Annotated in this window: 19 protein-coding genes; 12 read left to right on the top strand and 7 right to left on the bottom strand. The window is 65.9% G+C overall.

Annotated features, from left to right (window positions below):
• Positions 1 to 24: 24 nt before the first annotated feature.
• Together AC1Z3W_RS36510 and AC1Z3W_RS36505 are read right to left on the bottom strand one after the other, a co-directional pair.
• Positions 25 to 1,587 carry an efflux transporter outer membrane subunit gene (locus AC1Z3W_RS36510; protein WP_483509481.1) on the bottom strand — a complete coding sequence of 521 codons (1,563 nt, stop codon included), beginning with the start codon at positions 1,585 to 1,587 and terminating at the stop codon, positions 25 to 27.
• A gap of 287 nt (positions 1,588 to 1,874) precedes the next feature.
• Complete coding sequence (locus tag AC1Z3W_RS36505; protein ID WP_124834751.1) at positions 1,875 to 2,159, bottom strand: multidrug ABC transporter ATPase; 285 nt, start codon at positions 2,157 to 2,159, stop codon at positions 1,875 to 1,877.
• 176 nt (positions 2,160 to 2,335) lie between these two features.
• Between AC1Z3W_RS36505 and AC1Z3W_RS36500 the strand changes: the two genes are divergently transcribed.
• Both AC1Z3W_RS36500 and AC1Z3W_RS36495 read left to right on the top strand, forming a co-directional pair.
• Complete coding sequence (locus tag AC1Z3W_RS36500; protein WP_483509480.1) at positions 2,336 to 2,824, top strand: MarR family winged helix-turn-helix transcriptional regulator; 489 nt, start codon at positions 2,336 to 2,338, stop codon at positions 2,822 to 2,824.
• A 175-nt stretch (positions 2,825 to 2,999) separates the two neighbouring features.
• A complete protein-coding gene (locus tag AC1Z3W_RS36495; RefSeq protein ID WP_057927995.1) occupies positions 3,000 to 4,562 on the top strand; it encodes a DHA2 family efflux MFS transporter permease subunit in 1,563 nt (520 codons plus the stop codon).
• A 72-nt stretch (positions 4,563 to 4,634) separates the two neighbouring features.
• Here AC1Z3W_RS36495 and AC1Z3W_RS36490 read toward each other — a convergent pair whose 3' ends face one another.
• A complete protein-coding gene (locus tag AC1Z3W_RS36490; protein WP_483509479.1) occupies positions 4,635 to 5,561 on the bottom strand; it encodes a LysR substrate-binding domain-containing protein in 927 nt (308 codons plus the stop codon).
• A gap of 140 nt (positions 5,562 to 5,701) precedes the next feature.
• Between AC1Z3W_RS36490 and AC1Z3W_RS36485 the strand changes: the two genes are divergently transcribed.
• From AC1Z3W_RS36485 to fliR, 9 genes are all read left to right on the top strand, one after another.
• Complete coding sequence (locus AC1Z3W_RS36485) at positions 5,702 to 6,178, top strand: CidA/LrgA family protein (protein ID WP_057928032.1); 477 nt, start codon at positions 5,702 to 5,704, stop codon at positions 6,176 to 6,178.
• A gap of 13 nt (positions 6,179 to 6,191) precedes the next feature.
• Positions 6,192 to 6,914, top strand: coding sequence for an LrgB family protein (locus AC1Z3W_RS36480; protein ID WP_057927997.1), 723 nt, complete (start codon positions 6,192 to 6,194; stop codon positions 6,912 to 6,914).
• 184 nt (positions 6,915 to 7,098) lie between these two features.
• Positions 7,099 to 7,635, top strand: coding sequence for a flagellar basal body-associated protein FliL (fliL, locus tag AC1Z3W_RS36475; RefSeq protein WP_124834750.1), 537 nt, complete (start codon positions 7,099 to 7,101; stop codon positions 7,633 to 7,635).
• Positions 7,636 to 7,657: 22 nt separating this feature from the next.
• On the top strand, positions 7,658 to 8,656 hold the full coding sequence (fliM, locus tag AC1Z3W_RS36470; RefSeq protein ID WP_057927999.1) for a flagellar motor switch protein FliM: 999 nt from the start codon (positions 7,658 to 7,660) through the stop codon (positions 8,654 to 8,656).
• Entirely contained in the window at positions 8,649 to 9,119 is a 471-nt protein-coding gene (fliN, locus tag AC1Z3W_RS36465; RefSeq protein ID WP_124834749.1) for a flagellar motor switch protein FliN, read from the top strand. The genes fliM and fliN overlap by 8 nt, the downstream gene beginning before the upstream one ends.
• Positions 9,116 to 9,682 (top strand): flagellar biosynthetic protein FliO, encoded by a 567-nt coding sequence (gene fliO / locus AC1Z3W_RS36460; protein ID WP_483509478.1) that lies wholly within the window; start codon positions 9,116 to 9,118, stop codon positions 9,680 to 9,682. Before fliN ends, fliO begins: the two co-directional genes overlap by 4 nt.
• A gap of 36 nt (positions 9,683 to 9,718) precedes the next feature.
• Complete coding sequence (gene fliP / locus AC1Z3W_RS36455; protein ID WP_124834747.1) at positions 9,719 to 10,480, top strand: flagellar type III secretion system pore protein FliP; 762 nt, start codon at positions 9,719 to 9,721, stop codon at positions 10,478 to 10,480.
• Positions 10,481 to 10,497: 17 nt separating this feature from the next.
• Positions 10,498 to 10,770 carry a flagellar biosynthesis protein FliQ gene (fliQ, locus tag AC1Z3W_RS36450; RefSeq protein ID WP_006750427.1) on the top strand — a complete coding sequence of 91 codons (273 nt, stop codon included), beginning with the start codon at positions 10,498 to 10,500 and terminating at the stop codon, positions 10,768 to 10,770.
• 28 nt (positions 10,771 to 10,798) lie between these two features.
• On the top strand, positions 10,799 to 11,581 hold the full coding sequence (gene fliR / locus AC1Z3W_RS36445; RefSeq protein ID WP_124834746.1) for a flagellar biosynthetic protein FliR: 783 nt from the start codon (positions 10,799 to 10,801) through the stop codon (positions 11,579 to 11,581).
• Between the two features lie 335 nt (positions 11,582 to 11,916).
• Here the strand turns inward: fliR and AC1Z3W_RS36440 are convergent, their stop codons facing one another.
• The 4 genes from AC1Z3W_RS36440 to AC1Z3W_RS36425 are packed head-to-tail and all read right to left on the bottom strand — an operon-like array spanning position 11,917 to position 19,906.
• Positions 11,917 to 12,246 carry a hypothetical protein gene (locus AC1Z3W_RS36440; protein ID WP_483509477.1) on the bottom strand — a complete coding sequence of 110 codons (330 nt, stop codon included), beginning with the start codon at positions 12,244 to 12,246 and terminating at the stop codon, positions 11,917 to 11,919.
• Complete coding sequence (locus tag AC1Z3W_RS36435; RefSeq protein WP_483509476.1) at positions 12,243 to 16,865, bottom strand: RHS repeat-associated core domain-containing protein; 4,623 nt, start codon at positions 16,863 to 16,865, stop codon at positions 12,243 to 12,245. Before AC1Z3W_RS36435 ends, AC1Z3W_RS36440 begins: the two co-directional genes overlap by 4 nt.
• Before the next feature lie 38 nt (positions 16,866 to 16,903).
• A complete protein-coding gene (locus AC1Z3W_RS36430; RefSeq protein ID WP_483509475.1) occupies positions 16,904 to 19,636 on the bottom strand; it encodes a type VI secretion system Vgr family protein in 2,733 nt (910 codons plus the stop codon).
• On the bottom strand, positions 19,637 to 19,906 hold the full coding sequence (locus AC1Z3W_RS36425; RefSeq protein ID WP_124834742.1) for a PAAR domain-containing protein: 270 nt from the start codon (positions 19,904 to 19,906) through the stop codon (positions 19,637 to 19,639).
• A 254-nt stretch (positions 19,907 to 20,160) separates the two neighbouring features.
• On the opposite strand from AC1Z3W_RS36425, the gene AC1Z3W_RS36420 reads away from it, so the two are divergent.
• On the top strand, positions 20,161 to 21,165 hold the full coding sequence (locus AC1Z3W_RS36420) for an ABC transporter substrate-binding protein (protein WP_483509474.1): 1,005 nt from the start codon (positions 20,161 to 20,163) through the stop codon (positions 21,163 to 21,165).
• The last annotated feature ends 66 nt before the right edge of the window (positions 21,166 to 21,231 follow it).

Below are 21,231 nucleotides of genomic sequence, written 5' to 3'. Positions count from 1 at the left end.
CGCACCGGCCTCTCCTTTTCCCCGTTACTTCTGAGTGAGCGGTGCGGCGGCCGACGGTGCGGTCGCGGCCGGCGCCGCCGCACCGGACGCCGGCACCGGTGCCGGCGCAGCCATGTCGCCCGTTTCGCGCGCCATGTCCGATGCATCCCAGCCGCCGCCGAGCGCCTTCACGAGCCCGACCGACGACACCATCCGCTGCCCGGCGATCGTCGCAAGCTTCTGCTGCGCGGTGAACGCGGTGGTCTGCGCGGTCAGTACGTTCAGGTAGGCGACCGTGCCGGCCTTGTACTGGTTCGTAACGATCGCGAGCGCGTGCTCGGCGCTGTCGACGGCTTGCCGCTGCACGTCGACCTCCTGCGCGAGGATGCGCTGCGACGCGAGGTTGTCCTCGACGTCCTGGAACGCGGTCAGCACCGCGAGGCGATACGCGGCGACGTCCTGATCGTAGGTCGCGCGCGCGGCATCGGTCTGCGCGGCGCGCAGCCCGGCGTCGAACAGCGTCGCCGCCAACTGCGGGCCGACCGTCCAGAACCGCGCGGGCAGCGTGAACAGTTGCGACCACACCGAGCTCTGGAAGCCGCCGGTGGCCGACAGCGTGAGCGTCGGGAAGAACGCGGCGATCGCGACGCCGATCTGCTCGTTCGCGGCCGCCGCGCGGCGCTCGGCCGCTGCGATGTCGGGCCGGCGCTCGAGCAGCGCGGACGGCACGTCGACCGGCGTGATCGGCGGTTGCGCCGCGAGCGGGTTCGGCGGCAGCGAGAACGTTGACGCCGGTTCGCCGATCAGCGTCGCGATCGCATGCTCGTACTGCGCGCGCGCGACGCCGTTGTCGATCGATGCGGCCTGCGCGCTCTGCAGCTGCGTCTGCGCCTGGATCACGTCCGCGCGCGCGGCGACACCCTGCGCATACTGGTTCTGCGTGAGCTTCAGCGATTCGCCGTACGACTTCACGGTGTCGTCGAGCAGCTTCTGCAGCGCATCGGACGTGCGCAGCTGGAAGTAGGTCTGCGCGAGCAGCGCCTGCTGCGACAGCCGCGCGTTCGCGAGATCGGCCGCGGCGGCCGCTTCGCCGGCGCGCTGCGCGCTGACGCTGCGGCTCACCTTGCCCCAAAGGTCGGGCTCCCAGCTCGCATCGAGGCCGACGCTATAGCTGTTGCTGATCGACGAACTGCTGCTGAAACTCGACGCGCTCGACGACGTGGACACGCGCCCCGTGCGTGAGCGCGAGCCCGACGCGGTCAGCCCGACGGTCGGGAAATACGCGGCGCGCGCCTCGGTGACGAGCGCGCGGGCCTGCCGGTACGCGGCGGCCGATTGCGCGATGGTCTGGTTCGACGCGTTGAGCTTGCCGATCAGTGCATCGAGCTGCGGATCGTCGTAGACGCTCCACCACGGACCGCGGTCGGTCCGGTCGGCGGGCTGCGCGACCTTCCAGCCGGCCGGCGCTTCCTTGAAGGCCGCCGGGATCGACGTGTCGGGCCGGTGATAGTCGGGCCCGACGGCGCAGCCGGCGAGCAGCACGGCCGTCGCAACGGCGACGGCGGCGCTCAGCGGGCGAAAGGCGCGCGGGAGGGGGGCGTACGGCATCGTGGTTTTCCTGTCTGGGCGCGATGGCCGGCGAACGGTGTCGCGCGGTGCGGTCGCGCATGCGGTCGTTCTGCCGCTGGCGGACAAATGGTAACTGACGGCGGGGAAGCTGCGCAGCCCTAAGGGTACGTTGCGCGGCGGCACGAATGTGTTACCGGCGCGGTCGGCCGGTTTACCGGCCATTACGGATCGCTTGCGCGCGTGACGGGAAGGGAATGCGGCGCAGACGACGCCGGGCCACGGGGCGTGACCGGGCGTTCAGTCGGGATGGCCGGCGCGGCGCGGCTTCAGTGGCAGCACACGGGCACCGGAACGGGATCGGCGGCGGGCCGCCATGTCGACGGCTCCGTTACCGCCGGCCGGCCCGTGCGGCGAGTGCCGCCCTTCGCGTTGCGCTGCCGGCGATGATCGAACCATGCGAACCCGAGCGCCGCGAGCGATCCGCCCGGTACCACCAGCATCGTCACGTACAGCGCGATCTTCCAGCCGCGGTGCGGCCCGGAGAACACATGATGAGCGGTATCGGTCAGGTTGCGGCGCAGCGCGCCGGCGGCATTTTTCAGGAACAGCATCGCGAACATCCTCTGGGGGCCCGGCAGCGCGGGCTAAGCGGTCAGAACATAGTCTCCGGCAGTGCAACACGCACGTCGTAACTGGTCGACTGAAATAATATTGACCAAGCAATCATTTTTCAAGATACTGGGCGCGTTCTGACCTGAAATGCACTGTTGCTGCGCGCGCAATCGCAATGAACGGCGGCCTCTACGATCCCGATACCATCGCACTGGAAACGAGCCTCGGTTATTACCTGACCAAGGCGCGGCAGGCGCTCGTCGAGCGGATGGATCGCGCGCTCGAGCCGTACGACCTCACCGCGCAGCAAATCGGCGTGATCCTGCTGTTGTCTCGCGGCTATGCGCGCACGCCGTTCGAGCTGTCGCGCAAGATGTCGTACGACAGCGGCTCGATGACGCGGATGCTCGACCGCCTCGAGCGCAAGGGCCTCATCGCGCGCTCGCGCAGCGAACAGGATCGCCGGGTGATCGAGCTGACGCTGACCGAACGCGGCGCCGAGGCGGCCCGCGCACTGCCGTCGCTGATTGCGACCGCGCTGAACGCGCAGCTCGCCGGCTTCTCGGCCGACGAACTCGCGACACTCACCGGCCTGCTGCAGCGATTCATCGCCAACGGGCCCGGCGACGCCGGCTGCCCGAAACCCGACGAACTGGACTGCTGAACGCGGGAGGCCCGATGTCTAGGTTAAGCATTCGCTTATTTCTCTGTCTGGGCAGAAGATGACAAGACACATGCTCCGTCTCTCCCCTTATCCGTTCCACCCGGCCGGGCCGCGCGGTAGCGCGCGCCCGTGCGCCGTATCGGCGCGTCGCGCGCGCCGCGTCTAGGAGATTCCGATGTCCGCCACCACGGCATCCGCCGCACCGCCTGCCGCCGCACCCGCGCCGCTCACCGGCGGCGCGCTCGCGCTCCTCACCGTCGGGCTCGCGCTCGGCACTTTCATGGAAGTGCTCGACACGTCGATCGCGAACGTCGCTGTGCCGACCATCTCGGGCAGCCTCGGCGTCGCGACCAGCGAAGGCACGTGGGTGATCTCGTCGTATTCGGTCGCGTCCGCGATCGCGGTGCCGCTGACCGGCTGGCTCGCGCGGCGGGTTGGTGAGGTGCGCCTGTTCACGCTGTCGGTGCTCGCGTTCACGATCGCGTCGGCGCTATGCGGCCTCGCGTCGAACTTCGAGACGCTGATCGCGTTCCGGTTGCTGCAGGGCCTCGTGTCGGGCCCGATGGTGCCGCTGTCGCAGACGATCCTGATGCGCAGCTACCCACCCGCGAAGCGCGGGCTCGCGCTCGGACTATGGGCGATGACGGTGATCGTCGCGCCGATCTTCGGCCCGTTGCTGGGCGGCTGGATCAGCGACAACTACACGTGGCCGTGGATCTTCTACATCAATCTGCCGATCGGCGTGTTCTCGGCGACCTGCGCGTACTTCTTGCTGCGCGGCCGCGAGACGAAGACGACCAAGCAGCGAATCGACGCGATCGGCCTCGCGCTGCTCGTGATCGGCGTGTCGTGCCTGCAGATGATGCTCGACCTCGGCAAGGATCGCGACTGGTTCAACTCGACCTTCATCGTCGCGCTTGCGCTGATCGCGGTCGCGTCGCTCGCGTTCATGCTCGTGTGGGAGGCGACCGAGAAGGAGCCGGTGGTCGACCTCTCGCTCTTCAAGGACCGCAACTTCGCACTCGGCGCGCTGATCATCTCGTTCGGCTTCATGGCGTTCTTCGGCTCGGTCGTGATCTTCCCGTTGTGGCTGCAGACGGTGATGGGCTACACGGCCGGCAAGGCGGGCCTCGCGACCGCGCCGGTCGGGTTGCTCGCGCTCGTGCTGTCGCCGCTGATCGGGCGCAACATGCACCGGCTCGACCTGAGGATGGTCGCGAGCTTCGCGTTTATCGTGTTCGCGGGCGTGTCGGTCTGGAATTCGACGTTCACGCTCGACGTGCCGTTCAACCACGTGATCCTGCCGCGGCTCGTGCAGGGGATCGGCGTCGCGTGCTTCTTCGTGCCGATGACGACGATCACGCTGTCGAGCATCTCCGACGAGCGGCTTGCGAGCGCGTCGGGGCTGTCGAACTTCCTGCGCACGCTGTCCGGTGCGATCGGCACCGCGGCCAGCTCGACGTTCTGGGAAAACGATGCGATTTACCACCACGCACGGCTGTCGGAATCGGTGAGCGTCTACGCACAGAACACCACCGACTACCAGGGCGCGCTCGCGCAGCTCGGGATCGTCGGGCAGACGGCCAACGCGCAGCTCAACCAGCTCGTCACGCAGCAGGGCTTCATGATGGCGACCAACGACTTCTTCCACCTGTCGGCGGGCGTGTTCATCGCGCTCGCGGCGCTCGTGTGGATCACCAAGCCGAAGAAGGGCGCGGGGCCGGCGATGGGGCACTGACCGCGCGGCGGGCCGCGCTGGCGCGTGTTCCCGCTCGTTTCCCGGGCCGTTGCGCCGCCCGCGTCGCGGGCGTCACTCCCTCGCCCGCAACCCGCCAAAGGCCAGATCGTCGCCCGACGCAATTGGAAGCGTCGCCCGCGCGACATCAAGCCATGCACGCGCCGCGTGTGACAGGTAGCCCTTCTTCAACCAGCCGAGCGCGATTGCCCAGGTGATCTCCGGCTCGACGATCGGCCGGCACGTGAACTGCCGCACATCGAGCCGCCGGCAGTATGGCTCCGGCAGCAGCGCGATGCCGACGCCCGCGTGCACCAGCGCGGCCATGAAGTCCCAATGACCGCTGCGGCTCACGATCGACGGCGTGAACCCGACCTGCCGGCACGCGTCGAGCACCGCATCGTGCAGCGCGAGGCTTTCCGCATAGAACACGAACGACTCGCGCGCGAGATCGGCGAGCGGCACGGCCGCGTGGTCTTCCCAGCGCGACTCGCGCGGCGCGACGAGCCACAGCGGCGCGCGCACCATCGGCAGCCGGTCGAACGTGCCGGGATCGACCGGCTCCAGCAGCCCGCCGAGCTCCAGCTCGCCCGACATCAGCGCAGCCTCGATCATCCGCGCACCCTGCTCGAACAGCTTCAGCTCGATGTTCGGATAGCGCTGCTTGTACGCGGCGATGATCGGCGTGAACAGTGACCCGCCAAGCGGCGGGATGCCGATCGTCAGCTCGCCGCGCCCGAGCGTGCCCAGATCGTTCAGCTCCGACTGCAGCTGCGCCTGCGCGGCGAGCACGTCCTGGCCGCGCTGGAACACGATTCGCCCCGCGTCGGTCAGCACCATCTGCCGGCCGTCGCGCAGCAGCAGCGGCGAGCCGATCTCGTCCTCGAGCGCCTTCACCATCTTGCTGATGGTCGGCTGCGTGACGAACAGCCGGTCGGCCGCCGCCGTGAAGCTCTGCTGACGGACCACCTCGACGAAGTACCGCAGCGCGCGCAATTCCATCGATCACTCCCCATATTGGTGCGGCAGACACAAAGCGAATTCCGAATTGGAATGATAAGGATAGAGACAAGTCATTTTATTTATGGTTAGTGGAAACCCTATACTCACACCATCAACGCAATATCTGTATGGAGCACGCCATGAACAAGCCGACCACCCCTGCCGCCGCCCGCCCCGCCGGTTCGGGCAACGTTGTGCGCACGGGCCGGATCGTGCTGCAGTCGGCCGCGCTCGGCGTGCTGTGGATGGCGGTCGACTGGGCCGTGCGCAAGATCGGGCTGCCGGTGCCGTCCGGCGTGATCGGCCTGGCGGTGCTGCTCGTCCTGCTGTTCTCGGGCCGCGTCGCGCCCGCGTGGGTGAAGGACGGCGCGAACTGGCTGCTGTCCGACATGCTGCTGTTCTTCGTGCCGGCCGCCGTCGCGGCGGTCCAGTACGGCGGGCTGTTCCGCGAGGACGGCTGGCGCATCGCGCTGGTCATGCTCGCCGGCACCGCGTTCGTGATGGTCGCGGTGGCCGTCGCGGTCGATCTCGCCGCGAAGCTCGAACGCCGGCTCGCCGCGCAGCGCGTGTTCGCCGAACGCCGCCGCGCGCGCCTCGCCACCGTGTCCGTCCACTGAGCCGGAGCCTGCGATGCCTGCGCTGCTGTCGAACTTGTCCGCCGATCAGGTGAATACCGCGATCTCCGTCGGCTGCTTCGTGCTGACGGTCGCGCTGTATTTCGCGTCGAAGCGGCTGTATGCGTACAAGAAGACGCTGCTGTTTTCGCCGCTCGTGTTCGTGCCGGGCGTGCTGGTGCTGCTCGTCGTGCTGACCGGCATCCCGTATTCGGTCTACTTCCGCGACACGCGCTGGCTGATGTGGCTGCTCGGCCCGGCGACGATCGCGTTCGCGGTGCCGATCTACGACTATCGCGAGCTGATCCGCCGCCACTGGCTGTCGCTGTCGGTCGGCGTCGCGGTCGGTATCTGCGCGGGCGTGTGCGGGTCGCTGCTGCTCGCGAAGCTGCTGCACCTGTCGCCCGAACTGCAGCGCTCGCTGATGACGCGCTCGGTATCGACCCCGTTCGCGCTTGCCGTGTCCGACAAGATCCATGCGCCGAAGGACCTCACCGCCCTCTTCGTGATCGCGACCGGCATCTGCGGGATGCTGCTCGGCGAGATCGTGCTTGCGCTGGTGCCGATGCGCACGCGGCTCGCGCGCGGCGCGCTGTTCGGCGCGGCCGCCCACGGCGTGGGCACCGCGAAGGCGCGCGAGATCGGCAGCGAGGAAGGCGTCGTGTCGAGCCTCACGATGATGATCGCGGGCGTCGCGATGGTGCTGATCGCGCCGCTGCTGTCGCTGTTGCCGATCTGACAATGCGCGTGCGGGCGCTGCCGCCCGCACGCGCCGTCGTTTCCGTCCGGCGGCCCGGAATCCCGCCGGCCGCCCCGCCGTCGCTCCTGCTCTGCGTCGAGCCGACACCCGGCCGACAATCGGCTGAGATAGCCGCAATTCCCCCCTCTTTTCCACCCATCGAGCCCGGCCCGGATGCCGAACAATGCATGCTACGAGACATCACGCACGCATTCACATGGCCTCCACGACCGCAAACCCGACCGCCGACAAGCCGGCTTCGCCCGGCAAGTTCAAGCGCATCGCGCTCATCGCCGTCATCGCGCTGGGCGCGGCCGCCGCTGCCGCGGGCGGCATGTACGTGTTCCTGAGCAAGGCAGGCGTCGGCCATGCGAGCGCGCCCGCCGAGCCGGCGCCGCTTGCCGCGCCGGTGTTCTTCCCGCTCGACCCGCTGACCGTGAACCTGCAGTCGGACGACGGCGTGCAGCACTACCTGCGCGTCGGCCTGTCGCTGAAGCTCACCGACCCGAAGGCGCAGGAGCAGCTGACCGCGCGCATGCCGGAGATCCGCAGCCGGATCCTGCTCGCGCTGTCGAACAAGCATCCCGAGGATCTCGCGACGCCGGACGGCAAGCGTTCGCTCGCGAAGGAGCTGCGGGACCTGATCGAGCAGCCGACGCAGCCGGGCAACCAGCGCGCGAAGGTCGACGACGTGCTGTTCACCGAATTCGTCGTCCAGTAACGCGGCCGGAAAAGGAGCGCGCATGGGCCACCAGGAGTTCATGTCCCAGGAGGAGGTCGACGCCCTCCTCAAGGGCGTCACAGGCGAAACCGACACGGTCGACGAGCAGCGCGACACGTCGGGCGTCCGCCCCTACAACATCGCGACGCAGGAGCGGATCGTCCGCGGCCGGATGCCGGGCCTCGAGATCATCAACGACCGCTTCGCGCGCCTGCTGCGGATCGGCATCTTCAACTTCATGCGGCGCACGGCGGAAATCTCCGTGAGCCAGGTGAAGGTGCAGAAGTACAGCGAGTTCACCCGCAACCTGCCGATCCCGACGAACCTGAACCTCGTGCACGTGAAGCCGCTGCGCGGCACGTCGCTGTTCGTGTTCGACCCGAACCTCGTGTTCTTCGTCGTGGACAACCTGTTCGGCGGCGACGGGCGTTTTCACACGCGCGTCGAGGGCCGCGACTTCACGGCCACCGAGCAGCGGATCATCGGCAAGCTGCTGAACCTCGTGTTCGAGCACTACACGACCGCGTGGAAGAGCGTGCGGCCGCTGCAGTTCGAATTCGTGCGCTCGGAGATGCACACGCAGTTCGCGAACGTCGCGACACCGAACGAGATCGTGATCGTCACGCAGTTCTCGATCGAGTTCGGGCCGACGGGCGGCACGCTGCACATCTGCATGCCGTACTCGATGATCGAGCCGATCCGCGACGTGCTGAGCTCGCCGATCCAGGGCGAGGCGCTGGAAGTCGATCGCCGCTGGGTGCGCGTGCTGTCGCAGCAGGTGCAGGCTGCCGAGGTCGAGTTGACCGCGGATCTCGCCGAGATCTCGACGAACTTCGAGAAGCTCCTGAACCTGCGTACGGGCGACGTGCTGCCGCTCGAGATCTCCGACACGATCATCGCGAAGGTCGACGGCGTGCCGGTGATGGAATGCGGCTACGGCATTTTCAATGGTCAATATGCGTTGCGCGTGCAGAAGATGATCAGCGCGGGCGACACGATGAAGGAAGGTGGATATGAGTGAGCTGAACCAGACGCACGATCTCGACCCGCAGGCACTCGCCGACGCGGCACTCGCGGAATCGGCTGCCGCCGCGCAAGCAGATCCGGGCATGGACGACTGGGCCGCCGCGCTCGCCGAGCAGAACCAGCAGCCGGTGCACGCCGGCGCAACCGGCGCCGGCGTGTTCCAGCCGCTGTCGAAGGCCGCGGCCAGTTCGACGCACAACGACATCGAGATGATTCTCGACATCCCGGTCAAGATGACCGTGGAGCTCGGTCGCACGAAGATCGCGATCCGCAACCTGCTGCAGCTCGCGCAGGGTTCGGTCGTCGAGCTCGACGGCCTCGCCGGCGAGCCGATGGACGTGCTCGTGAACGGCTGCCTGATCGCGCAGGGCGAAGTCGTGGTCGTCAACGACAAGTTCGGCATCCGGTTGACCGACATCATCACGCCGGCCGAACGCATCCGGAAGCTGAATCGATGAACGTCGTGAAGTCCGGCCGCCGCGTGCGCCTTCTCCCGATCGCGGCGGCGCTGGCCGTTGCCGCGTCGCTCGCATGCGCGCCGGCCGGCGCCGCCGACATGAACGCGGTGAACAACGCCGGCGCGATCGCGTCGGGCGTGATCGTCGGCTCGGCCGCGCCGTCGCTCGGCGTCGGCGCGGTGCTGCAGACGCTCGTCGGGCTCGCGGTCGTGATCGGTCTCGTGTTCGGCTGCGCATGGCTCGCGCGCCGCTTCGGGTTCCAGCCCGCGCGGCGCGGCGGCCCGCTGAAGGTCGTGTCGAGCATCGGGCTCGGTGCGAAGGAAAGCGCGACGATCGTCGAGATCGGCGATACCTGGCTCGTGCTCGGCGTCGCGCCGGGCAATGTGCGGCTGCTGCATACGCTGCCGGCCGGCTCGGCGGCGGCGCCGACGTCGGCCTTGCCCGACGTCCCCGCCGGCACGGCGTCCGTCGAACGCGGCCAGCCCGGCACGTTCGGCGCGCGGTTTCGCGACGCGCTCGCGGGCGAAGCCGCGAAGCGCTTCGGGCGCGGCAAGGACCGCTGACATGGCGTCGCGCCCTCTTTCCGTTCCTGCATTCCGATGAAACACGAATTCCTGCGTCGCGCGGCGCGCTTCGCGCCCGTGCTGATCCTCGGCCTCGCCCCCGCGCTCGCGTGCGCGCAGGCGGCCGGCCTGCCCGCGTTCAACGCGAGCCCGGGCCCGAACGGCGGCACCACCTATTCGCTGAGCGTGCAGACGATGCTGCTGCTCACGATGCTGTCGTTCCTGCCGGCAATGCTGCTGATGATGACGAGCTTCACGCGCATCATCATCGTGCTGTCGCTGCTGCGCCAGGCGCTCGGCACCGCGACGACGCCGCCGAACCAGGTGCTGGTCGGCCTCGCGATGTTCCTCACCTTCTTCGTGATGTCGCCGGTGCTCGACCGCGCTTACACCGACGGCTACAAGCCGTTCTCCGACGGCTCGATGCCGATGGAGCAGGCCGTGCAGCGCGGCGTCGCGCCGTTCAAGACCTTCATGCTGAAGCAGACCCGCGAGACCGATCTCGCGCTGTTCGCGAAGATCTCGAAGGCCGCGCCAATGCAGGGCCCGGAAGACGTGCCGCTGTCGCTGCTGGTGCCCGCGTTCGTCACGAGCGAGCTGAAGACCGGCTTCCAGATCGGCTTCACGATCTTCATCCCGTTCCTGATCATCGACATGGTCGTCGCGAGCGTGCTGATGTCGATGGGGATGATGATGGTGTCGCCGTCCACCGTGTCGCTGCCGTTCAAGCTGATGCTGTTCGTGCTGGTCGACGGCTGGCAGCTGCTGATCGGCTCGCTCGCGCAGAGCTTTACGTAAGCGGAGGAAAACGCGCGATGACGCCCGAACAAGTGATGACGCTGGCGCACCAGGCGATGATGGTCGGCCTGCTGCTGGCCGCCCCGCTGCTGCTGGTCGCGCTCGCGGTCGGCCTCGTCGTGAGCCTGTTCCAGGCCGCGACGCAGATCAACGAATCGACGCTGTCGTTCATCCCGAAGCTGCTCGCGGTGGCCGCGACGCTCGTGATCGCCGGCCCGTGGATGCTGACGACGATGCTCGACTACCTGCGGCAGACGCTGCTGCACGTCGCGACGCTCGGCGCCGGCTGACCGGCGCGCCCGGCCCCGCTCCACCGCGATGTTCTCGGTTACCTACGCGCAGCTCAACGGCTGGCTGACCGCCTTCCTGTGGCCGTTCGTGCGGATCCTCGCGCTCGTCGCGACGGCGCCCGTGGTCGGCCACGCGGCGGTGCCGGTGCGCGTGAAGATCGGCGTCGCGGCATTCATGGCGCTGGTCGTCGCGCCGACGCTCGGCGCGATGCCGGGCGTCACCGTGTTCTCCGCGCAGGGCATCTGGATCGTCGTCACGCAGTTCCTGATCGGCGTCGCGATGGGCTTCACGATGCAACTCGTGTTCGCGGCCGTCGAGGCGGCCGGCGACTTCATCGGCCTGTCGATGGGGCTCGGCTTCGCGACCTTCTTCGACCCGCATTCGAGCGGCGCGACGCCGGTGATGGGCCGCTTCCTGAACGCGATCGCGATGCTCGCGTTCCTCGCGGTGGACGGTCACCTGCAGGTGTTCGCGGCGCTGGCCGCGTCGTTCCAGACGCTGCCGGTGTCGGCCGACCTGCTGCACGCGCCCGGCTGGCGCACGCTCGCCGCGTTCGGCGCGACCGTGTTCGAGATGGGGCTGCTGCTCGCGCTGCCGGTGGTCGCGGCGCTGCTGATCGCGAACCTCGCGCTCGGGATCCTGAACCGCGCGGCGCCGCAGATCGGCATCTTCCAGATCGGCTTTCCGGTCACGATGCTGGTCGGGCTGTTGCTCGTGCAACTGATGATCCCGAACCTCGTGCCGTTCGTGTCGCACCTGTTCGACATGGGGCTTGATGCGATGGGGCGGGTGTTGGGGGGATGGAGGTAAAGAGCAAGGCATAGGGGTGTGGCTGGCGTTTCTCCCGTCACCGAACCTTTTGATACATAGTGGCCGCTGGCCAAGCATGGTACTGATGGCGGTTGTAATGCAGCCCCGTCTTACGATCGAAATACTGTCCTGCAAACCGCAGATCCCGGTCTTGCGGGCCGCTTCGCTGTCGGCTTCCAGCCGGCCAGAAGCTCCACGTTCACGTTGAACACGGCAAGCTCACCATTACCGCCGCGCAGATCGCTCCCGCAGTAAAACAGGCCGAGCAGATCACCATCTCCCCGGATCACCGCCAACATCGATAACTACAAGGGCCGCGACAGCGGCCCTTGTAGTTAGTTACTGGACTTGATGCGAAACGCCTCCTTCAGCGTTACTTCATCGTCCCAATCCCCATCTTCGAAGCATCTAACAACCCTGCTGCCCAATGCTCCTTGCACTAAATTGTACAAATTAGGCGATCTAAAATTAACTTCCAGCCATAGCGCTCGATCACTCACTTTGGTTAACCTAGCATCATGTTCAGCCAACGTCTGTAGGTCCCGGTCCTTCAGGCAGACTTCCTGAGCTTGCGCCTTGACACAGGCGTCACTCGACTTCAGTGAATCGATGACAAGCTGCGCTGAAGCAGCGTCGTCAAACACCAATCTATATTCGTAGCTCATGATCCGTGCGGCCTCCCTCGAACGGCTGGCAGATCAGCAGGGTTACGGATACCAATGTGCGTTTCATTTGGATCTAGTGATACAAGCCCACGATCATTAAGTTGATTCCCAGCGGGATCTTCCTTGTGGACATGCGCGTTATTTCCCGATCTATAAGGACAAGGGCACTTGTTTCCGTATTTATGAACCCGAACCTCCGATCCATCCGCATGCTTCCAAGTCTCATTCACGCCATTGTCTTTCGTTTTGGCAAAGCCCGCATCATTCAGCACCGATCCTACACGTGGCGCACTTCGTCCTTTCACGCGAGGTAGATCGGATGCCGCAGAAAGCCCTAACGGATCAACCCACCCAACCGGATTGGGCGCGTACTGCCAGACATTGAAGCCGCCCGCCAGCCCGATCGGATCCTTGCTAATGAAGCGTCCGGTGTTGGGATCGTAGTACCGATGCCGGTTGTAATGCAGCCCCGTCTCGCGATCGAAATACTGCCCCGCAAACCGCAGCGGATTCGTGATCCCGACCTTACGGGCCGCCTCGCTGATCACCTCCTTCGCTTCGCCCCACGCCTTGTACCGCGCCAACCACGTAACCTCACCCGCCTCGTCCGTCACCTCCTGCGGCGTGCCGATCTGATCACAATGGTAGTACGCGATCGAGGTAACGACCGGTACCGCACCTTCACCCTCACGCAGCACCGCCGGACCCACCGCCCGCACCAGCGGCGTGAAACTACCCGGCTCGTACACGTAGTGCGTCGTCTCGCGCTTCTCCCACGACGTCTCATATGCCAGCGTGTCGCCATCCCATCCGTACAGCGTCACGCCATACCCGTGCTCCTGCTTCAACCGTTGGCGCTCCGCATCGCGCCAGCCGCTGCCCGCACCGTACAAGTGCGGCACCTGTGGCTCGGTCAGCTTGACGATCCGCCGGCCCAGTGCGTCGTACACATACGTCGCCTCCATGCGATGGTCACTCGCCTTCACCATCCGGTCGAACGGGTTCCAGCCGAACGTCGTATGTTCGCCGTTACGTTTGCGCTCCGTCAGGTTGCCGCGTTGGTCGTACACGTAGTGCGTGCCCGCGTACTCCTTCAGCAGATTGTCCAGCAGCGGCGTCGCCTGCTTGTCGCCCAGCACGCCGATGCCGTGCTCGTCGCGTTCCGTCGCTGTCACGATATTGCTCGCCGGATCGAACGCAAACGCCTCCACACCCAGCGACGACTGCGCACGCGTGAGCCGTCCGAGCGGATCGTACGCATACTCGATCTCGCCCCGGCGCATGTCCGAGATCTGCACGAGCTGGCCCGCCGTATCGTACTGGTAGCGCCGCTCCATCACCTTGCCGCTCGTGCCCTGCAGCGTCTGCTGCGCCAACCGGCCACCCTGATCGTATTCCGTCGCCTGCTTCAACCCGTTGCCCATCTCGCGCAGCGTCTCGCGGTGCGTATCGTCCCGCTCGAAGTGCGCGATGCTCCGGCCATCCAGCATCAGTCCGTGCACATGGCCCGAGCCATAGGTCAGCCAGTCGACCCGCCGTCCGTCCGGCCGCGTCGTCGCAATGCGCGCGCCGACATCGTCGTACTCGTGCCGCCAGACGAACTCGTAGTCTTCTTTGTAGATGGACAGATCCAGATGTTCCCGGCTCAAATTGCCAACCGGATCGTAGAAGCGCCGCACCCGCGATTGCCGATTCTTCGCCGTCAGCAGTCGCCCGAAGCCGTCATACTGAAACGATTCGGTCTCGACCTGAACCTCTCCCTGCGGCATCAGGAACACCTGTCCCCGGTCAGTGAACTGCGCCAGCCAGCCGCGCCGGCGCTCGAGCCGTCCCATCGCGTCGTAGTCGAACGCCTGCATGACGCCGCCAGCCAGCCGATTGATCACAAGACCGCTGCCCGAATCACGGTAATACCGCGTCTCGCGCTGATCGAAATCCGTCTCGCTCGTCAGCCGTCCGAAGGTGTCGTAGCCGAACCGGTATTCGCGCGCGTTTTCGTTGCGCAATGTCATGATCTGGCCGAGCGGGTTCCACGCATATTCCAGCGTGTCGCCTCGTGCATTCTTACGTTGCGACAGCAGGCCAGCTGCCGTGTACAGATATTGCGTCTCGCGATTCAGTCCATCCCGATGCGTAAGCAAGCGGCCCTCGGCGTCGCGCTCGAACGTCTCGCGCTGGCCGTCTGCCCGCGTCACCGAAGCGATCTGCCCGGCTTCATAGCCATAGCGGGTCGCCTCGCCCACCGCATTCTTCGCCTCCACCAGCCGACCGCGTTCGTCGTATTTCCACGTCGAGGTCTTGCCCGAACAGTCGGTGTAACTCGCGATCTGCCCGTCCGGCCGCCACGCAATCTTCGTCGTGCCCCCCTTCGGATCGGTGATCGCAACCGGCAAACCCGCGCGATCGTATTCGTACTGCGTGACGCGACCGAGCGGATCGAGCGCCTCGGCCACACGCCCCTTGCTGTCGTAGTAGCGCTCCCAGCGGTGGCCCTCCTGATCCTGCAGACCGGTCAGGTTGCCATGACGGTCGTACACGTAATACGCGGTGCGGCCGTCCTGCTGCGTGTGCGAAGTGAGATGCCCCGCGTCGTCCCACGTAAAGGACTCCGCCGTGCCATCGGGGAACACGTGCCGCGTGACGTGCTTCGCGGCATCGCGGAAGAACCATTCCTCGGTGTGGTCCGGATAGACCATCCGGTACACGTAGCCGTCGATGTCGTAGTAATGCTGGGTCGTATTGCCGAGTGCGTCGGTCACGAAAGTCAGCCGCAGCCGCTCGTGCCATGTCAGCCGCGTGTCGAACGTGCCGCCATCTGCCCACTCGTGAACCGCTTTCGCGTCAAGATGCGTGCCGTCCCACTCCAGGTTCATCCCGCATCCGGTGCGGTCCGTGTAGCGCGTCACGAGGTGGTGCGAGTACGCGTAACTCCACGATGCGCCGTTTTCGTCGGTCGCCTCGACCAGATCGCCTGCGTCGTCGTAACGATAATGCGCGAGCGGGCGGATCGCTGCGCCGGCGGCGTCATGTTGCGTGAGTCGCACGATGCGGCCTGCCGCATCATGGCTCAAGACGATGCGTACGCCCGCAGCCTCGATCCCGGCCAGCAGATCGTCCGCCCACGTCAGCGTGACTGCATTGCCCGAGCGATCCTCGGTTCGCGTCAATCGGAAGTGCACGCCGTGTCGTTCGTAGGTCTCCGTCAGCGTCTCGCCGCGCACGACGCGGATGCGATCGGCGCTCTCGCGCGTGAGCGTGCACGATTCGCGCGCATCGTGGTGCGCCTGCGCAAGTGGCAGGGACGAATAGGCGATCGTGCGTCCCTGCGCATCGTGGTACAGGAACCCGTCGCCGTTCGCCTCGAACGCCGCGTGATACAACGTCGTCCAGCGTGGCCCGAGCGGCCCCTGCGCATCGTGCGCACCGAAGTTCGAGCGATACGCGCGCGTCCATTCGATCGGGATGACGCCCGGCAACGCAAAGTCGGTATGCGCGAACGATTCGTCCCCTAGCGCCAGCCCGATTGCGCGCCCCACGCGTGCAGGAGGTTGCCCCGGCTCACAAAGGCACCCCGGCCCCGGCTTTTGAGGCTTGGCTTCACGGGAGAGGTTGGTGACTTGCGCACCGCTCTCCTTGCGCTTCGCCTGGTTGGCCTTGTTGCTGTCGACCGTTGCCCCAACATGATGTTTCTTCTGCTCATACACCTGGATCGCACGAATCAGGATGTTGAGCATGTACATCACCGTCCCGACGTCTTCGCTCGACAGGCTCTGGATCCGCTTCCTGACGTCGGGGATGCTGGCGCGAATGTCGGCGGCCAAGCTGCGCACCGTCGCTCGAGCCTCGGCGGGCGTGAGCGAAACGAGGACGTTCACCCCCGTCTTAGCACCGGCCTTGTAGACCTCCCACACTGCGCCGAACAAGTCATCCAACGTTTGCGTCGGATCGTGCAGCAACGCACTGCCCGAGACGCGCGACACGTTCTGGCGTGCCGCCTTCAGGTTCTCGCTCGGATCCGTCAGTCGCCCCGACGCCAACGCGTCCAGACCATCCGCCAACTGGGTCATCCGTTTCTCGGCTTCCTGACCCGCATCGCTCAGGATCTGGACCAGCTTCGCCTTCGCCTCCTCGACGAAAGGCTTGAGCTCGCCCATCAGCGTTGCCGTGAAGTGCCCGGCGATCACGGCTACCGACGCGGTGGCGAGATCTTTGGCACCCTGCTTGACGGCCTGCCGCACCAGCCCCAGCGTCGGACGCAGCGACATGCGCGCGGCAGTCGTACCGGGCGGAATCGGCATCACGCCGATCAGATTGATCGCAAGATTTGCCCAATCCAGAATCCGTTCGATGCGCTCCGCCTCGGTGCGCGGCTGAACGTTACGGCCCTGGATCAGCGTCGAGATGTCACCGCAAACGTCGATGGCGGCAATGATGTTGCCCGCCACCGGCAGCGCTGCCGATACCTCTTTGATCCGCTCGAGCGTCACGTATCCGCCGCTGGCCGTGCGCAGCCAGTTGTCGAATTGCGATGCGCCGGCTTCGAGATCGGCGAAATGAACGCGGTCGAGCGGCACGATCGCAGCATCGATGCGCGGAATGGTCGGTGGTTTGTCGGCCATGTTGTTATTGGAATAGGGGAAAGGTCGAGGAAGGCTGGTCAGGCGAGGCCTTCCGGTTGCCAGCGGGGTTGTTCGAGATAGCTCGAAGCATCCCAAGGATCGTGTGGATCGCGCCCGTAAGCGACGGTGACGGCGCCTGCGGCAAGACCGTTCACCACGGCACGGCCCGACGCGTCGAGCGTCCCACTATGTTGCGCACCGAGGCTGTCGGTGACCGTGAAGGTGCTTTTCTCGACCGCGGAATCCGTCACGTAGTGACGCAGGACCTCCAGTTGGCCCGGCCCTGACTTCGGAAATGGCGGGAAACCGCCGCCCTTTCCCCTCGGCCCCTCTGTCTGGTGACTGCCCGCATGGATCGTGTGCTCGCCCGCCGTGTGGACCGTGTAGCCCTGGTCACTGATCCGCACCTGCGTATTGCCAGCGTGCAGCACGATTTCCTTCGCGGCATGAAGCTGAATGCTGTCGGTCGTACTCTCGACGTTGATGGCCTGTTTCGCGCGCAGATCGATACCGTCGGTCTGCGCTTCGATACGCACTTTCCCCGCTGCGGCGACGAGCGCCATGCCCGCTTTGTGCACGAATAACGAAAATGCGTTCGACACGCTCGCGAACAACGAATGGCCGACGGCAAAGCCAACGTGCCGCCCCGCCGTTACTGCGATGTCCTCGTTACTCGCCAGATGAACGGTGCGCTCCGACGCCAGACTGAAGCCGGCCGATCCCGCGAGCACAATGTCGCGTTCCGTCAACTCCGGGAAGTCGTTTCCTGCGCTGGGCGGATTGCCCCTGATCGCATCGTTGCGTGCCTTGACCGCCTTCGCGACCTCGCCCTGATCCGCTTCGTACTGCTGCGCTTCGTGTCGTTGCGCGAGCCCTGACAGGCTTTCCTGTAGCTCACGCGCCTGCGTCAGCCGGCCGACGGCCTCTTTGGCGTCCTTTGCATGGCCGGGACCGCCCGGTTGACCATCCGTCGACACAAGCAAACCCCTCAACGCTCGCACCACGCCCCAATCGTCGGTGCGAAGGTCGAAGCCCGTGCCGCGCGCATCCGCACGCCCCTTTTTTCGCGTAACGCGCCGGATGTTGCCGAGACTGAGTTGCGACGTACCGGCATCGCTTGCAATCTGCGTCTGGATTTGTTCCCGCGTATCGTCGATCGCGAGATGACCGGATGCGGTGCCGTGGAATTCCCGGCCGCGAATCACCGATATCGCGTGATTGTGCGGCTGGTCCAACGCAGGCTGGCGGAATGCGTTGACGGCACTGCCGATAATCACCGGCAAATCCGGGTCGCCATAGTAGTGTGACACCGCGACTTCATGACCGACGCGCGGGATGAACGTCGCGCCCATGTCCACGCCCTGCCATGGTGACAGCACCCGCAACCAGATACCGGAATGCTCGTCGTGCCGGCCCTGCCGGTCCCAGGCGAATTGCACCTTCACCCGGCCGTATTGGTCCGTCCAGATTTCCTGTCCGGCGGGACCGACGACGATGGCCTTCTCCGGCCCGCTCATGACGGGCTTGCGGACACTGCGTTCCAGTCGGAACGGCTCGTTCGTCGGCAACAGTTCGAATTGCGCGTCAACGCGATAGGGCTGCGCGCTGCTGGTGCGCCCCGCGATGTCCTCGATATCGAGCGCGCACGATACGACGAGGTATTCACGATTCGCCGCCTGCTGCGGATAGCCGGTCAACGTAAAGGTATGCCCGACCGTGAGGCCGCGCAGATGTCCTTGTCCGTTCGCACGCCGCCCGGCGCAGCGTTGCGCCTCGAGCTGCACGCGCGCGAAGTGCCGCGCCTCGCGCTCCGTATCGTTCGGTTGCCCCGTTAGTCCTTGCGCGCCCGCGAGCGGCTGACTGTAATCGCCCCAACCGTATATCTCGCCGTCGGCGCTGGCGGTCGGGCGAGGGTCTTCCTCAGTGGCAGCCAGATCGGCACACGGGCGCGTGTAGTCGTAATCCGTCACGGTCACGCGGCCCGGCGTCAGTCGGCTGGTCACGGACAGCGTGTGAATGTGTTCTTCATCGATACGCTGACCATCGGGCGGCAGATAACGGAGCGTCTCGTAGGCCGCGCCGTGCGGTTGATGGCCGCCCATCGAGTCGCATAGAACCAGGCGATGATGGCCGCCGTCGTGCTCGAACCACCACCAGATTCCCCATTCTTCCCAGAGGCGTTGCAGAAATGCCCAGTCCGATTCAAACGCCTGTCGCTGCACATCGCGTGTCGGATAGACGCCCCGGAATGCACCCAGACGCTTGTCGACGGGGTACGGGTATTTTGCGAGTACCGCGTCGGTGATGTCGACCACGGTCATATCCTGGAACAGGCGACAGTCCTGCGTCAGCGTTGCGCGATAGAGCCACGGGCGCAACTCCAGTTCGTACAGGATCGAATCGCGATCCTGTCCGGCAAGCCGTGCCGCTTCGACCAATCCGCTGATCTCGCGCGTTCCCGCGCCGATGTTGCCGAGTCCGGCGGCGCCGGCCAACCCCTGGGTGAACTGCCCTTTGCCTTCGAGCTGGATCGACACCGTCACTTCAGTGCCGACTATCTTGTCCAGATCGAGATCGGCCGTGCGACTGGGGGAGACCGCATAGGCGTCGTCGGTTCGCAACGTGACGAGATAGCGGCATCCATCGAGACGGCCGATGGTTTCGGTGCCTTGCAACCGCACTGGAACGAAGACCGGCAGCGCGTCCATCCCATAGGTCGGTAACGACGCACCCGCGATGGACAGTGTGCGATTCTGAGTAAAAATCGCCATTTATTCCGCCCCAATTGCCAGCTGGCCAATGACGATTGCGCCGCAACCGGTCTTGTCGCCGTGGTAACCAACACGCCGGCCACGATGTGTACGCGGTCCGCTTGCCAACAGCGGAAAAACGCCGCCGCATGTCGGACACGTCACCCCGTGGCCGTCCAGCGCGACGGCAATTCCAAGGTGCTTCAACTCGTCGGTCGCTTCGATGACCTTGCCGCCGTGGTCGGTGCTGTCGCCCAGACGCACCATGTCGCGGTCTTGCGCATCCCGCATGACGTGGCTCCGTAAGAGGAATGAAAAATTCCTTCTACCTCGGCACACGACACGCATCAATTTTCGAGACGAGGTCGTCTGTCGCGGCGGAAGTCACGGACCGTGCGGAAAGCCGCTGTTGCTTTATGTCTATGGAAAACCCCTAAAGGAATCGTCCCCCCACGAAAGGTTGCAGAAGGTTTCGCCTTCCTATACTCGTCAGGACGATGCAGCAAGCATCGCGCCATACGAATACAACGAAGGAGACGACCCCGATGCGACCCATCCTGCGCACCCTCGCCGTTGCAGCCAGCCTGAGCTGCACGCTCGCCGCTCACCCCGCTTTCGCCGACGACGGCGGCAAGATCACGATCATGGTCGGCGGGATCGCGAAGCTGATCTACCTGCCCGCGCGGCTCACGCAGGAGCTCGGCTACTTCAAGGCCGAAGGCCTCGACGTCGAACTGCTGTCGCAGCCGGCCGGCGTCGACGCCGAAAACGAGCTGCTGGCGGGCGCCGTGCAGGCCGTCGTCGGCTTCTACGACCATACGATCGACCTGCAGAGCAAGGGCAAGGAAGTCAAGGCGATCGCCGTGTTCGGCCAGGTGCCGGGCGAGGTCGAGATGGTGTCGACCAAGGCCGCGCCGACCTTCAAGTCGATGGCCGACGCGAAGGGCAAGACGCTCGGCGTGACGGGCCTCGGCTCGTCGACGAGCTTCCTCACGCAATACCTCGCGCTGCAGCACGGCGTGCCGTCGACGCAGTACACGATGCTGCCGGTCGGCGCCGACGCGAGCTTCATCGCCGCGATCAAGCAGGGTCGCATCGACGCCGGGATGACGACCGAGCCGACCGTGTCAGCGCTCGAGAAGATGGGCGACGCGAAGGTGATGGTCGACATGCGCACCGTCGACGGCACGCGCGCCGCGCTCGGCGGCACCTATCCGGCCGCGAGCCTGTACGTGCAGTCGGCATGGGCCGATTCGCACAAGGTGGAAGCCACCAAGCTCGCACACGCGTTCGCGAAGACGATGCAGTTCATCCACACGCACAGCGCCGAGGAAATCGCCGCGAAGATGCCGGCCGACTACCAGAAGGACAAGGGCCTGTACGTGGCCGCGCTGAAGGCGTCGCTGCCGATGTATACGGCCGACGCGAAGATGCCGGCCGACGGCCCGGCGACCGTGCTGAAGGTGCTGTCGGCGTTCAACCCGTCGGTGAAGGGCAAGCATATCGACCTGGCGCGCACCTACACCAACGATTTCGTGAACGCGAAGTAATCGATCCCGGTACAGGCGCCGGCGGCGGCGATCCCGCCGCCGTGCGTTCCCCGTTCCGGCCCGGCT

It is taken from the genome of Burkholderia sp. 10_S31, assembly GCF_056930375.1.
Note: the sequence above shows the minus strand (reverse complement) of the source record. Positions and strands in the feature narration are given on the sequence as shown.

Coding starts and splice junctions, on each gene's coding strand:
- AC1Z3W_RS36510 (WP_483509481.1), bottom strand. CDS start 1,587: ATGCCGTACGCCCCCCTCCCGCGCGCCTTTCGCCCGCTGAGCGCCGCC.
- AC1Z3W_RS36505 (WP_124834751.1), bottom strand. CDS start 2,159: ATGCTGTTCCTGAAAAATGCCGCCGGCGCGCTGCGCCGCAACCTGACC.
- AC1Z3W_RS36500 (WP_483509480.1), top strand. CDS start 2,336: ATGAACGGCGGCCTCTACGATCCCGATACCATCGCACTGGAAACGAGC.
- AC1Z3W_RS36495 (WP_057927995.1), top strand. CDS start 3,000: ATGTCCGCCACCACGGCATCCGCCGCACCGCCTGCCGCCGCACCCGCG.
- AC1Z3W_RS36490 (WP_483509479.1), bottom strand. CDS start 5,561: ATGGAATTGCGCGCGCTGCGGTACTTCGTCGAGGTGGTCCGTCAGCAG.
- AC1Z3W_RS36485 (WP_057928032.1), top strand. CDS start 5,702: ATGAACAAGCCGACCACCCCTGCCGCCGCCCGCCCCGCCGGTTCGGGC.
- AC1Z3W_RS36480 (WP_057927997.1), top strand. CDS start 6,192: ATGCCTGCGCTGCTGTCGAACTTGTCCGCCGATCAGGTGAATACCGCG.
- fliL (WP_124834750.1), top strand. CDS start 7,099: ATGCATGCTACGAGACATCACGCACGCATTCACATGGCCTCCACGACC.
- fliM (WP_057927999.1), top strand. CDS start 7,658: ATGGGCCACCAGGAGTTCATGTCCCAGGAGGAGGTCGACGCCCTCCTC.
- fliN (WP_124834749.1), top strand. CDS start 8,649: ATGAGTGAGCTGAACCAGACGCACGATCTCGACCCGCAGGCACTCGCC.
- fliO (WP_483509478.1), top strand. CDS start 9,116: ATGAACGTCGTGAAGTCCGGCCGCCGCGTGCGCCTTCTCCCGATCGCG.
- fliP (WP_124834747.1), top strand. CDS start 9,719: ATGAAACACGAATTCCTGCGTCGCGCGGCGCGCTTCGCGCCCGTGCTG.
- fliQ (WP_006750427.1), top strand. CDS start 10,498: ATGACGCCCGAACAAGTGATGACGCTGGCGCACCAGGCGATGATGGTC.
- fliR (WP_124834746.1), top strand. CDS start 10,799: ATGTTCTCGGTTACCTACGCGCAGCTCAACGGCTGGCTGACCGCCTTC.
- AC1Z3W_RS36440 (WP_483509477.1), bottom strand. CDS start 12,246: ATGAGCTACGAATATAGATTGGTGTTTGACGACGCTGCTTCAGCGCAG.
- AC1Z3W_RS36435 (WP_483509476.1), bottom strand. CDS start 16,865: ATGGCCGACAAACCACCGACCATTCCGCGCATCGATGCTGCGATCGTG.
- AC1Z3W_RS36430 (WP_483509475.1), bottom strand. CDS start 19,636: ATGGCGATTTTTACTCAGAATCGCACACTGTCCATCGCGGGTGCGTCG.
- AC1Z3W_RS36425 (WP_124834742.1), bottom strand. CDS start 19,906: ATGCGGGATGCGCAAGACCGCGACATGGTGCGTCTGGGCGACAGCACC.
- AC1Z3W_RS36420 (WP_483509474.1), top strand. CDS start 20,161: ATGCGACCCATCCTGCGCACCCTCGCCGTTGCAGCCAGCCTGAGCTGC.